The organism is Pseudochrobactrum algeriensis, from assembly GCF_018436245.1.
GTDB classification, from domain to species: domain Bacteria; phylum Pseudomonadota; class Alphaproteobacteria; order Rhizobiales; family Rhizobiaceae; genus Pseudochrobactrum; species Pseudochrobactrum saccharolyticum.
Genome location: NZ_CP075361.1, coordinates 3,377,122 through 3,389,933 on the forward strand (window position 1 = coordinate 3,377,122; position 12,812 = coordinate 3,389,933).

Below are 12,812 nucleotides of genomic sequence, written 5' to 3' on the forward strand. Positions count from 1 at the left end.
GTCTTTTGTCGTGGACGGTGATCAGGGAATTTAAATGTCGATCATGCTGGTCTTAACAATTGTCTTCGTGCTGGGCATCGCAGGGTTTTTCCTTGGCCGTGCCAAAGCGGTTGCACAATTGAATACCGTAAAAAACGTGGCAGATAAAAAAGAGAAACCACATTCCCGTCCGCATTATCACGGATGGTGGGTTTTCTCTCTGACAGTCATGCCGGCAATTATTTTATTTGTCGTCTGGTCGCTGAGCGCCACCGTCTATCTGGAGCAGACTGCCAAATCGCAGTTGCAGGATGCTCTCGGCAACACTGAAAATTACAGCGAAAGCCTGTCGCTCGGCGTGGTGAAAAGCCTCGCACACGGGTTTGAGCGTCTTGATCCGCAGCAGCGTGAAAACCTGCCGCAGACCTATTCTGAAGTTCGCGCTTTGATGGCTGAAAAAGGCATCGCGCTGGCGACAGAAGGTCAGGATGTAATGGTGCCGGTTGCGGTACAATGGAACAAGGCAGCCGCCTTATCCTCGAATATCCGCGCAGGTCTGACGATTGCTCTGGCTATTGCCGGATTTATCTTTGGCTGGATGACAATTGCACCGCGCGTCCGCGCCCGCAACAATGTGGAAAGCATTGTGCTGTGGGGGCTGATTGCTGCATCGACAATCGCCATTCTTACCACTGTCGGCATCGTCTTTTCGATGCTGTTTCAGACGATTAATTTCTTCAGCGATGTTCCGGCCTATGAGTTCTTCTTCGGAACGGTTTGGGATCCGCGTTTTGCCGCTGCCGGCGCAACAGATTCGCATGGTCAGTTCGGCCTGATCCCGCTGCTGGCCGGTACGCTTTATATCGCGCTGGTCGCAATGGTCTTCGCGGTGCCTGTTGGCCTGTTCGCCGCGATTTATATGTCGGAATATGCCGGTGCCAAAACCCGCGCTATCGTCAAACCGCTGCTGGAAGTGCTGGCCGGTATTCCGACCATTGTTTACGGTTTCTTCGCGCTGGTCACAGTTGGCCCGTTCCTGCGTGACCTGAGTGCCGCGCTGACCGGTGGTCAGGGTTTCATCATGGCGCAGAGTGTGCTCACTGCCGGTCTGGTGATGGGCGTGATGCTGATCCCGTTCGTATCCTCTTTGTCCGACGATATTATCACTGCCGTGCCCCGCTCCCTGCGTGACGGTTCTCTGGGCTTGGGTGCTACCCGCTCCGAGACCATCAAGCGTGTGATCCTGCCTGCTGCGCTGCCGGGTATTGTCGGAGCGCTGCTGCTGACCGCTTCCCGTGCCATTGGTGAGACTATGATCGTGGTACTCGCTGCCGGTGTGGCCGCCAATCTGACGCTCAACCCGTTTGAAGCAATGACGACGATCACTGTAAAAATCGTCAACCAGCTGACCGGTGACCTTGAGTTCAACTCACCGCAGACACTGGTGGCTTTTGCACTGGGTATTACGCTCTTCTTCCTGACACTGCTGATGAATATTTTCGCTCTCTACATTGTGCGTAAATATCGGGAGCAATATGAATGACCGACGCTGTTTTCACTCCCAAGACAACTTCAACCGCACCTGCCCGCCGTGATATTGGCATCAAGCGCCGCTATGCTGCAGAACGCCGTTTCCGCATGTATGGTGTGATTGCGATTGCAATCGGTATCTTCTTCCTCTGTGCGCTGTTTTTCTCGGTGTTCTCCAAAGGCTACACAGCCTTCTGGCAGACAACGATTGAAATTCCGGTGCTGCTGGATGAGAAGGTGATCGATCCGTCCAATGAACGTGCCAGCAATCCGAATGTGCTGATTACAGCGAATTATCCGCTGCTGGTGCGCAATGCATTGGCTGACAAGCTCGGTGTGGAGAAATCCAACCGTCCTGCCATGCGCGATATGACCCGTTTCTATTCGGATGGCGTTCGTCTGCAATTGCGTGAAATGGTGATGGCTGATCCGAAACTGATCGGCACAACCCAGACAATCAAATTCCTTGCGGCTGCGGATATTGACTCGGCCAATAAAGGTCAGATCGACCTGTCGGTTGACCAGAGCAAGCGTAAAGTCTCCGATCTTCAGGTTGGCTGGATGAAGACACTGAAGGATGAAGGCGTTATGCGTCAGTCCTTCAATACCGGCCTGTTTACAATGGGTGCTTCCAGCCGTCCGGAAACCTCTGGTCTGGGCGTGGCGCTGATCGGCTCGCTCTATATGATGCTGATCGTGCTGGTCTTTGCTCTGCCGATTGGCGTTGCTGCTTCGATCTATCTGGAAGAATATGCGCGTAAAAACCGCTTCACGGATATTATTGAAGTGAACATCAACAATCTGGCTGCGGTGCCGTCCATCGTGTTTGGTCTGCTGGGGCTGGCGGTTTTCATCAACTTCTTCGGCATGCCGCGTTCGGCCTCGCTGGTTGGTGGTCTGGTGCTGACGCTGATGACTCTACCAACCATTATTATTGCAACGCGCGCAGCTTTGCGTGCGGTGCCGCCATCAATCCGTGCTGCGGCTCTGGGGCTTGGTGCTTCCAAAACGCAGGTTGTGTTCCACCATGTGCTGCCGCTGGCCGCGCCGGGCATTCTGACCGGCACGATTATCGGTCTGGCTCAGGCATTGGGTGAAACAGCGCCGCTGCTGCTGATCGGTATGGTTGCCTTTGTTGCCAATGCTCCAGTTACCCCAATGGATCCTGCGACTGCGCTGCCGGTACAGATTTTCATGTGGGCTAATGAAGCAGAACGTGCTTTTGTAGAGCGGACATCGGGTGCGATTATTGTGCTCCTCCTGTTCCTCGCTGTGATGAATATTGCCGCAATCATTCTGCGCCGCCGTTTTGAGCGCAGATGGTAATCGGGACGGAGTTGCGATCATGAACCTGATGAATGATTATACTTTAGAGAAAACACTCGGAGAAAAGATGAACGCCTTGCCAAAAAAAATCAAAATGCGCGGGGACAAGGTCAAAGTTTTCTACGGTGAAAAACAGGCTTTGCACGGCGTTGATCTGGATATTGAAGAAAACAGCGTAACCGCGCTGATCGGCCCGTCCGGTTGCGGTAAGTCGACTTTCCTGCGCTCGCTCAACCGTATGAATGACACGATTGAAGGTTGCCGCGTTGAAGGTCTTATCACGCTCGATGGCGAGGATATTTACGATCCGAAAATCGACGTGGTGGAACTGCGTGCCCGTGTCGGCATGGTGTTCCAGAAGCCAAATCCGTTTCCGAAATCGATCTATGAGAATGTTTCTTACGGCCCGCGCATTCATGGTCTGGCGCGCAGCCGTGCGGATCTCGATGTCATCGTTGAGAAGAGCCTGCGTGGCGCCAGCCTCTGGGAAGAAGTGAAAGATCGCCTCAATGATGCAGGCACAGGTCTTTCCGGCGGTCAGCAGCAGCGTCTTTGCATTGCCCGCGCAATTGCGGTGAGCCCTGAAGTTATTCTGATGGATGAGCCTTGTTCGGCGCTTGACCCGATTGCAACCGCGAAAGTGGAAGAGCTGATTGACGAGTTGCGCCGTGACTATACGATTGTCATCGTGACCCACTCAATGCAGCAGGCTGCGCGTATTTCGCAGACCACAGCCATGTTCCATCTGGGCAATCTGGTAGAGGTCGGTGACACGGATATGATGTTCACCACGCCGAAAGAAAAACGTACGCAGGATTATATTACCGGTCGTTTCGGCTGATCGAGCTTACGCGTAAAAACAAACAAGATAGAGCATTTTCTATGAGGCAATATAAGCCGGAAATGCTCTGGAGTTTTACAGACTGCTTTGGCAGTGCCACAGGATAAGGAAATTTCCATGCCGTCACAGCATACGGTTACGTCCTATGATGAAGAACTGAAGTTTCTCGCCCGTAAAATCGCCGAAATGGGCGGTCATGCGGAGCGTATGGTGGAACAGTCCATCAAGGCGATTGTTACTGCCGATAATGCGCTGGCACAGCGGGTCATTTCCGAGGATCTGATCCTTGATGCAGGCGAACGTGAAATTGATGACAAGGCGATTATGATTATCGCCAAGCGTCAGCCGATGGCTGTGGATCTGCGCGAAATTATCGGCGCGATCCGTATCTCAGCGGATCTGGAACGCGTTGGCGATATGGGCAAAAACATTGCCAAGCGTGTTGTTGCCGTTTCGGAAACACGTCAGTCGGTGAAGCTTTATCGCGGTCTAGAAACACTGGCAGAGCTTGCCCGCACCCAGCTAAAAGATGTGCTGGACGCCTATGCAACGCGTTCTGTGACCCAGATCAATATTGTCCGCGACCGCGATGATGAAATTGATGCGATGTACACATCGCTGTTCCGCGAACTTCTGACTTATATGATGGAAGATCCGCGCAATATTACGGCCTGTACGCATCTTCTGTTCTGCGCCAAGAATATTGAGCGTATCGGCGATCATGCCACCAATATTGCCGAGACGGTCTATTATATTGTCACCGGTAATCAGATGCCGCCGGATCGTCCGAAAGATGATCTGAGCCATGACGTCGTTCTCGACGAATTGCATAAAAACTAAGCTGCTCTAACCGGCAGCCGATATGCAGGGCATTCAGCCCTGCCTGTCAGAATAAACGTCATGCATTCCGGCTGTGCCGGAATGCAAATGCCCCCTTATGTCTAAACGAATAGTGGATACGCAATGTCACACACGCCAAGAATAGCGGTTGTTGAAGACGAAGAAGCCATCAGCGAATTGCTGCGCTATAATCTTGAGGCTGAAGGCTATCAGGTCGATACGATCCTGCGTGGCGATGAAGCCGAAATTTATTTACGCGAAAACGTCCCTGATCTTTTGGTTCTCGACTGGATGCTGCCTGGTGTTTCCGGCATCGAACTTTGCCGCCGTCTGCGTCAGCGTGCAGAGACAGAGCGTCTGCCGATTATCATGCTGACAGCACGCGGTGAGGAATCCGAGCGTGTGCGCGGTCTGGCCGTTGGCGCGGATGATTATGTTGTCAAACCATTCTCCACACCGGAACTGCTGGCACGTATCAAGGCGATGCTGCGCCGCGCCAATCCGAGTGTGCTTTCCCATGTGCTGAAAGTCGGCGAGATTGTTCTCGACCGTCAGCAGCACCGCGTTTACCGCAAGGAACGCGAAATCAAACTCGGGCCGACAGAGTTTCGTCTGCTTGAATATTTTATGATGGCACCGGGGCGTGTTTTCTCGCGCACGCAATTGCTGGATGGTATCTGGGGGCGGGATATTTACGTCGATGACCGCACGGTGGATGTGCATATCGGCCGTCTGCGCAAGGCGATCAATACCGGTCGTGAAGTGGATCCGATTCGCACCGTTCGCGGTGCCGGTTATGCTTTCGGCTGATAACCTGCCGGATATTTGTGAAAAATACTGAACCGGTGTGAAGAAAATTCACGCCGGTTTTTATATTTCTGATTCTGCGGAAAGCCGTGTCTGCAAAGGCTATAGCGTCATAAAAGCAAATTGCCTTCACAAAATATCAGTTATTTGTAACGCGCTGTAATGAATTATGACTAACGCAACAGGGCGGTCAATTGCATGATGCGCCCGTGTCTGAGGCGCTATCAGGTTGTGAAATAAGGCAATATCGTACCGGAATTGCTGCAAAGCCATAATCCGGCAAGCTGCTTCATTTCACTAGGTTAGTGAAGTCTTTACGTAATCTTGCGTATTTTAGTAATCACTCAAAAGAATGCGTTAACAGAGCGTTAACTAATAAGGCGCATTTTCTTGGGGTAAATTTTAACCGGTTGTCGCTAACCGGAACACGAATATAAATCGGGCCTTGCGCCTTTATTTAGCCCTAATAGCCCCCGAATTTCCCGGGGCTCGCGCACAGGATCTCTGTGTGACCCGGGTGTACGGGAAATTATTGATAAGGATGAACCGTTGAAACGCTCTTATTTAGCGAAAACACTGTTTATCGGTGCTCTGGTTGCCACGCCGTTTATCCTTGCTGGCTGCACCACGACTTCGACCGGTTCCAAATCTGCCAAGGCTGCACAGTCTGCCAAGGAATCCGGTGTGACCGTCCGTAATGGCAAAAAGACCTACACATACACTTCCAGAGACCGCGAATGCCTTGAGCGCGCAATGTTCTTTGAATCTGCCCGCTCCAGTCGTGATGGCCTTGTTGCAGTCGGCACGGTGGTGATGAATCGTCTGGTCTCGGAAAAATATCCGGAAACCATTTGCGGCGTTGTCGGACAGAAAAACCAGTTTGCACCGGGCGTTATGACCCGTGCCATGAATTCCAAAGCTTTGCCGGATGTAAAAGAAGCGGCGGATTCCGTGCTGAAAGGCGAACGCCATCCGAAGCTGAAGAATGCAATGTTCTTCCATACGGCCGGCCTGAAATTCCCGTATAGAAATATGCATTATGTGTTGGTTGCCGGTGGCAATTCTTTCTACGAAAAGCGCCGCAGAGACGGTACGCTGGAATCGCCGCTGCCTGAAACCCCGTATAATCTGGCGGCTGCCTATGAACCAAGAAACCAGTCCATGCCGGATAGCATTTATGATGTAACGGATACGGCTAAGGCCGGTAAAGGTGACCGTCTGCCTGTCGTTGCTCCGGTGATGGTGGCATCTGCCGGACAGGATGTGCAGGCTGCACAACCGGCTGCAGCGGAAGTACCGGTGCAGCTTGCCTATCATGCACCGGCTGTAAATACGCCGGTTCCGGCGCAGCTGCCGTTTGAAACCAAACCGGTTGCAGCCTCCGCAACGCAGAATACTTTTGCAGCAGGTGCGGAAGATATGAACAAGCAAAAAGTTGATGCGATCGGCGCATTGTTGCTGACGCAGGATCGCCCTGAACCGGCAAGCTGATCCCGTATCTTGTTATCAACTGAAATGAAAAAGCCCGCGCGAAGCGGGCTTTTATTTATGGAGATGAAGATCAGCGCGGCACCACCACCGGCTGGTAAATAACCATCGGTGTGGAGAATTGCGGCCGTTCATTCTGCCATGCGCGGATATCGGCGCGACGGTCGAGATGGATTTGCAGCAGGCAATTGGCCATGGCTTCAGACTTGGGTTTAAAACCATAGCTCAGACAGTTTTTCTCATCCTCAGCACGCTGCTGTTCCGGTGTAAGTGTCGTGCAGCCTGCCAGCGCTATCGCAAACAGTCCTGCAACAAGACTCAGCTTCTGAAATGATCGCGCATTATTGGAGTTTCGGTTCATGGATTTGTTCCGATAAATATGACTTCATATGGCATATTAACGCTGTTCCGCATCGGTGGCTACAGCGACAATATAAAATCCTGACAGAGCACTAGCTTGCAGGCTCTTGCAGGAGTATCTGTGATGATCAATGAAAATAAGCGGAGTATGTGATGTCAGATTTCAGCCAAAACAATCACACGGATGCAATCATCGATCCGGTTAAACTGGATAAGCTGGCAGAGGTTGCGGTTAAAGTCGGTCTGCAATTGCGTAAAGGGCAGGATCTGGTCATTACCGCGCCGGTTATCGCATTGCCGCTGGTGCGTCGCATTGCGGAACATGCCTATAAAGCCGGAGCAGGACTGGTAACACCGTTTTTCTCCGATGAAGATATGGCGCTGTCGCGTTTCCAATATGCGCCGGATGAGAGCTTCGACCACGCCAGTGACTGGCTTTATCAGGGCATGGCCAAAGCCTATGCAGGCGGTGCAGCGCGCCTTGCAATCACCGGCGATAATCCGATGCTGCTTTCCGCACAGGATGCAGGAAAAGTTGCCCGCGCCAATAAAGCGCTGTCGATGGCCTATCAGCCTGCGCTGGAAAAAATTGCCGGTTTCGACATTAACTGGAATATCGTCTCCTATCCGAACCCGTCATGGGCAAAGTTGGTGTTTCCGGATGATGCGCCGGATGTGGCGACACATAAACTGGCCGAAGCAATTTTCGCCGCATCGCGTGTGAATAATGCTGATCCTGTAGCCGCATGGGCAGACCATAATGCGCAATTGCGCAAACGTACCAAAATCCTCAATGAGCGTAATTTCCGCGCTTTGCATTTCACCGGACCGGATACGGATCTGACTGTTGGTCTGGCTGATGGCCATGAATGGCATGGTGGCTCATCGACCGCTAAAAACGGCATCACCTGTAATCCGAATATTCCGACGGAAGAGGTCTTCACAACGCCGCATGCTCTGCGCGTGGAAGGGACTGTTTCCAGCACCAAACCGCTGTCACATCAGGGCACGATCATTGATGATATCCGCGTGCGTTTTGAAGGCGGCCGGATTGTTGAGGCCAAAGCCAGCAAGGGCGAATCCGTGCTGAAGAAGGTACTGGATACGGATGAAGGCGCCCGTCGTCTGGGTGAAGTGGCTCTGGTGCCGCATTCCTCACCGATTTCGCAGAGCGGCTTGCTGTTCTATAATACGCTGTTTGATGAAAATGCTGCCAGCCATATTGCGCTTGGTCAGTGCTATTCCAAATGTTTCATCAATGGTGCTGATCTCACGCCGGAACAGATTGCGGCGCAGGGCGGCAATAAGAGCTTTATCCATATTGACTGGATGATCGGTTCCAATCAGATCGACGTGGACGGCATTGCACAGGATGGTACATCTGTGCCTGTGATGCGCAAAGGCGAATGGGTTGCCTGATAGTATCTGAATTCCCGATACTTTCATAACAATAGCCGCCGCTTTTTTTAACAAGCGGCGGCTATTGTTGTTTTTGAAACTATTTCGGGAATTGCAGCTTGCCGGAGCGATAATCCGGTTTATCGTAAGCGGGCTGATAATTGTGTCGGAAGGGGCTGCATCATGAAGAGACCGCTGCGCATGAGCTTATATAGTCTGGCTCTGTTGCTGATTATCGCGGCAGGTGTGGGCTTTGTTTTCCGTAAGCAAATTCATGAATATTATGCGGTCTATCAATATGCCAATACATTCAAGCCCGATGTGATTGATGAAAATTTCCGCTCACTTTATAAAATCTACCCGTCTATCCGTGTAGAACATAGCGGCGAAGCCAGCCCCTTGCCGCAGAATGAAAGATCTTTGCCTGAAACCTATCTTTATCAGGGAGAGACAAAACGGGTTGCTGACTGGCTGGAACGCACGCAGACAACCGGTTTCATCGTGCTGAAAGACGGTGCTGTTGCCTATGAACGCTATGAGCGGGGCAATACGGCTGCAACGCAGGCAATCGCCATGTCGATGTCGAAATCCACGATTTCCTTTCTGATTGGCAATGCTGTGCGGGATGGTCTGATCGATATAAATCAGACTGTGGATCATTATGCACCGCAACTGGCTGAGGGCGGCTACAAAGGGGTGACCGTCAAGAACGCACTGCAAATGTCATCAGGGATCGGCTTTAACGAGGATTATGGCGATCTTTCATCCGATATTGTGCGCTACATTATCCAGATTCTGACCGGCTCGGTGAAAGATTTCACTGCTCATCTGCAGAAAGTGCGGGAGCAGGGCACAGTCAATATTTATGTTTCCGCCGATACGCAGGTGCTGTCTATGGTGCTGGAAGGCGCAACCGGCAAACCGATGACCGATTATTTCAGGGAAAAATTATGGTCGCGTCTGGGCGCAGAGGCTGATGCCTATTGGCTGGCGGATGCAAAGGGTGATGCAGTCTCGGCAGGCGGGTTGAATGCGGTGTTGCGTGATTATGCGCGTTTCGGCCTGCTTTATATGAATGAAGGGCGAAATTTCAAAGGTGAGCAACTGGTGCCGACTGAATGGGTACATGCTTCCGTTACACCGGATGCGCCGCATCTTATGCCGGGCAGGGATGATCCTGAGCAAGGCAAGCCGCTGGGCTATGGCTATCAGTGGTGATACCGGGGAAACCGCAGGGGGATTTTGTCGCTGTCGGTATTTACGGGCAGTTTATCTACGTCAATCCTGAGCGCAAAGTGGTGATTGCCAAAACTTCCGCCTATGCGGATTACAACAAGGATGGTCAGAAAATGAAAGACGAGAGCATTATTGTTTTTCAGGCCATTGCTGACGCTCTTTAAATCATCACCAATTTAAATCACCGCCTGTCCCGGGACAGGCGGTGTTTCGGAAATCTGTTCTGATTATTCCTGAATATGCGCTTCAAGGAACCACAGGGATTTGTCGAGGCTGCGGGATGCAGCGGTGAAAATATCCGCACTGTCATCGTCGCCTGCTTCCGCGGCATCTTTGATGGACTGGCGCACCAGATTGGCAACAGCGCCGTAATGATCGATCAGCGCATGAAGATGGTCTTTGATGGCGTAAATATCTTCCGGATATGGCTTGAGAATGCTCGCCTCAGTCACGGTCTGACTTGTGCCAAGCGCAGTGCCGCCAAGCTGAACGGCGCGTTCTGCAATTGCATCCGAATGTTCATCAAGATCGGTGCGGAATGTATCCAGCATTTCATGAACAGCAATGAACTGAATGCCTTTGAGGTTCCAGTGTGCCTGCTTGGTCATCAGCGCAAGATCAAGGATCGCAGCCAGATTTTTGTTCAGCAGGGCAATGACCGTGGTTTTGGCATTGGTCGGCAGATTGTTTTTTGTCGGATGATTTTTCAGTTTGGATGCAGACATAGTGATTTCCTTTATGAAGGGACAAATTTTCGTTTGCCTGAGGGGCTGCCGGGAGGTGGCAGCACAAGAAACCGGAAGCAGCAGATACTGCTATAAACCTAACGTATCAAAGATAGGATTGTTCCCAGTGATTTAAAGAGTTTAAGCAGATTTTTGTGTATCATTTTGTATAGATATCGGTGTTGCCCTATTGAGCTGACAAGGCAGAATTCTTACGCAACCTGACTGCCTGTACTTGCCGATAACCGAATTCTGTTTTAGGTCGTAAGCCATGACTATACTTGCTCTCGACACCGCAGGCAGTTTATGTGCTGCCGCCCTTTATGACCCGCAGACGCAGCAGCTTCTTGCTGAGGTCAGCCATGATATCGGCAAAGGCCATGCGGAATTGCTGCTGGATTATGTTGCGCAGTGTTTTGAGATTGCAAAAATCTCCCGCAATGAGATCAGCCGTATCGCGGTCAATATCGGCCCTGGTTCATTTACCGGCGTGCGTGTCGGTGTTTCTGCGGCACGTGGCTTCGGGCTGGCATTATCCTGTCCGGTGATCGGTGTGAGCGGTTTTGAAGCGCTGTGCCATGAAATACAGACCAAAGCACCGGCACAGCCTGTGCTGATTGCCCTGTCTGCCTATCGCGGTGATATTTATGCGCAGGGTTTTGATGCGCAGGGACAAGCTTCAACCACACCTTTGGCCGGTAATGAGGCAGAGCTGTTGCCGGTTTTGCAGCAACTTGGTGATGATTATGCACTGGCGGGTAGTGGCGCAGAGCAATTACAGACAGCAGAGGGCAGCGAGCGCCGGATCATCACTGCATCCGCCCATGCATCCATCGGTACTTTTGCGCGTCTTGCGGCACAGCGTGAGGCAGGCATGCCCCCTGAGCCGCTTTATATGCGCGGGCCGGATGTAAAACCTCAGACCGGATTTGCACTGCCCCGCCGCCAGTCGGATCAGGAGCGCGGATGATCGGTCTTCCTTTTTCGCGCCAGAGTTTTGCTTATGAAGCGCTGATACAGGCACATTGCGCTGAGCTTGCGGATCTCCATGCACCGGCTTTCCACCATGCATGGAGCGAGGAAGATTTTGCAGGCATGCTCTCGCAAGGCAATATTTTCGGTTTTATTGCCCGTCCTGTGGGAAAGCCAAAACAGGCTGCCGGTTTTGTACTGGCGCGTCTGGTTGCCGGTGAGGCGGAAATTCTGACGATTGCAGTGTCATCAGCTTTTCAGCGTCGTGGCATAGGACGGGATCTGATGGAAGCTGTTTTGCGCCATTTGCATCATGAGCGGGCGGAAAGTCTGTTCCTTGAGGTGGATGAGAGCAATGTGGCAGCGCAGGCGCTTTACCGGCGCCTCGGATTTATTCAGGTCGGGCAGCGGCCTGCATATTATGAAACCGGTCACGGGCGCAGCAATGCGCTGGTTTTGCGCCGGCAATTTCCGGAAGCGATGAGCGTATCATGATCGGTGCCATACGCATTGCGGTCATACTCGGCTTGTTTGTCAGTCTGGTTATTTCGCTGGTGCCGTTTCAATATCTGTTTGTCAAAGCGCGTTTGGGTTGGCAGCAATCGCTGCCGCGTTTTTTCCATCGGATTGCTGCATGGTTGCTGGGATTTCGCGTGAAGGTAAAGGGCGAGATCGTGCAGGATCGCCCGTTACTGCTGGTCGCCAATCATGTGTCATGGAGCGATATTGTCGTTTTATCCTCCGTTGCCAATGTCTGTTTCATCGCCAAATCCGAAGTGCGAAAATGGCCGGTTTTCGGCACTTTTGCGGTTTTGCAGCGCACTGTCTTTGTTGAGCGTGAGAAAAAAGGCCGGACTGCACAGCAGGCCTCGGATATTGCCCTCCGTCTGGCTGGCGGTGATGCGATGGTTCTGTTTCCGGAAGGTACAACATCGGATGGTAACCGTGTGCTGCCGTTTAAAACATCATTATTCGGCGCAGCCCATGCGGCCATCCGTGAGGCAGGTGAGGAGCAGGTGATCGTGCAGCCGGTTTCCATCGCCTATACGGGAGTTCACGGAATGCCGATGGGGCGTTTTCACCGTCCGATTGCCTCATGGCCGGGCGACGTGCAGCTGATGCCGCATCTCAAAGGTATTCTCAAAGAAGGCGCGATTGATGTTGAGATCCGCTTTGGTGAGCCGATGCGTGTGTCTGCAGATACCAGCCGCAAAGAATTGGCACGCATCATGGAAGAGCGCGTGACCACAATGCTGCAGAGCTCACTGATGGGGCGCGAAATCACCCCGTCAGCGGAAGATCAGTAAAAT

At 52.2% G+C, this 12,812-nt stretch carries 12 protein-coding genes and 1 pseudogene; 11 read left to right on the plus strand and 2 right to left on the minus strand.

From position 1 onward, the window contains the following. The first annotated feature begins 34 nt into the window (after positions 1-34). From pstC to KHQ09_RS17790, 6 genes are all read left to right on the plus strand, one after another. On the plus strand, positions 35-1,522 hold the full coding sequence (gene pstC / locus KHQ09_RS17765) for a phosphate ABC transporter permease subunit PstC (RefSeq protein ID WP_213599675.1): 1,488 nt from the start codon (positions 35-37) through the stop codon (positions 1,520-1,522). Continuing rightward, positions 1,519-2,835, plus strand: coding sequence for a phosphate ABC transporter permease PstA (gene pstA / locus KHQ09_RS17770; RefSeq protein WP_022709190.1), 1,317 nt, complete (start codon positions 1,519-1,521; stop codon positions 2,833-2,835). Before pstC ends, pstA begins: the two co-directional genes overlap by 4 nt. Positions 2,836-2,902: 67 nt before the next feature. Continuing rightward, positions 2,903-3,676, plus strand: a complete 774-nt coding sequence (gene pstB / locus KHQ09_RS17775; protein ID WP_028233202.1) for a phosphate ABC transporter ATP-binding protein PstB — start codon at positions 2,903-2,905, stop codon at positions 3,674-3,676. A gap of 117 nt (positions 3,677-3,793) precedes the next feature. After that, entirely contained in the window at positions 3,794-4,516 is a 723-nt protein-coding gene (gene phoU / locus KHQ09_RS17780) for a phosphate signaling complex protein PhoU (protein WP_022709192.1), read from the plus strand. A 123-nt stretch (positions 4,517-4,639) separates the two neighbouring features. Further along, on the plus strand, positions 4,640-5,326 hold the full coding sequence (gene phoB / locus KHQ09_RS17785) for a phosphate regulon transcriptional regulator PhoB (protein WP_022709193.1): 687 nt from the start codon (positions 4,640-4,642) through the stop codon (positions 5,324-5,326). Positions 5,327-5,872: 546 nt separating this feature from the next. Further along, the gene (locus KHQ09_RS17790; protein WP_238481685.1) at positions 5,873-6,814 is read left to right on the plus strand and encodes a cell wall hydrolase; all 942 of its coding nucleotides are present in this window, start codon (positions 5,873-5,875) and stop codon (positions 6,812-6,814) included. A gap of 70 nt (positions 6,815-6,884) precedes the next feature. Here KHQ09_RS17790 and KHQ09_RS17795 read toward each other — a convergent pair whose 3' ends face one another. Beyond that, positions 6,885-7,172, minus strand: coding sequence for a hypothetical protein (locus KHQ09_RS17795; protein ID WP_213599677.1), 288 nt, complete (start codon positions 7,170-7,172; stop codon positions 6,885-6,887). Positions 7,173-7,324: 152 nt separating this feature from the next. Between KHQ09_RS17795 and KHQ09_RS17800 the strand changes: the two genes are divergently transcribed. Both KHQ09_RS17800 and KHQ09_RS17805 read left to right on the plus strand, forming a co-directional pair. Then, positions 7,325-8,590: an aminopeptidase gene (locus KHQ09_RS17800; RefSeq protein ID WP_213599679.1), complete on the plus strand. Its 1,266-nt coding sequence runs from the start codon at positions 7,325-7,327 to the stop codon at positions 8,588-8,590. 162 nt (positions 8,591-8,752) lie between these two features. Beyond that, positions 8,753-9,969 (plus strand): annotated as a pseudogene (locus tag KHQ09_RS17805) (serine hydrolase domain-containing protein). A 63-nt stretch (positions 9,970-10,032) separates the two neighbouring features. On the opposite strand, the gene dps reads toward KHQ09_RS17805, so the two are convergent. Next, positions 10,033-10,530, minus strand: coding sequence for a DNA starvation/stationary phase protection protein Dps (gene dps, locus KHQ09_RS17810; protein ID WP_213599681.1), 498 nt, complete (start codon positions 10,528-10,530; stop codon positions 10,033-10,035). Positions 10,531-10,801: 271 nt separating this feature from the next. Here dps and tsaB point away from each other — a divergent pair, with 271 nt between their 5' ends. From tsaB to olsA, 3 genes are read left to right on the plus strand one after another with little or no spacing between them, the layout of a single operon-like run. Next, the gene (tsaB, locus tag KHQ09_RS17815) at positions 10,802-11,500 is read left to right on the plus strand and encodes a tRNA (adenosine(37)-N6)-threonylcarbamoyltransferase complex dimerization subunit type 1 TsaB (protein ID WP_213599683.1); all 699 of its coding nucleotides are present in this window, start codon (positions 10,802-10,804) and stop codon (positions 11,498-11,500) included. Further along, the gene (rimI, locus tag KHQ09_RS17820) at positions 11,497-11,997 is read left to right on the plus strand and encodes a ribosomal protein S18-alanine N-acetyltransferase (protein ID WP_151158796.1); all 501 of its coding nucleotides are present in this window, start codon (positions 11,497-11,499) and stop codon (positions 11,995-11,997) included. The genes tsaB and rimI overlap by 4 nt, the downstream gene beginning before the upstream one ends. Then, entirely contained in the window at positions 11,994-12,809 is an 816-nt protein-coding gene (olsA, locus tag KHQ09_RS17825) for a lyso-ornithine lipid O-acyltransferase (protein WP_075653970.1), read from the plus strand. The genes rimI and olsA overlap by 4 nt, the downstream gene beginning before the upstream one ends. Positions 12,810-12,812: the final 3 nt, after the last annotated feature.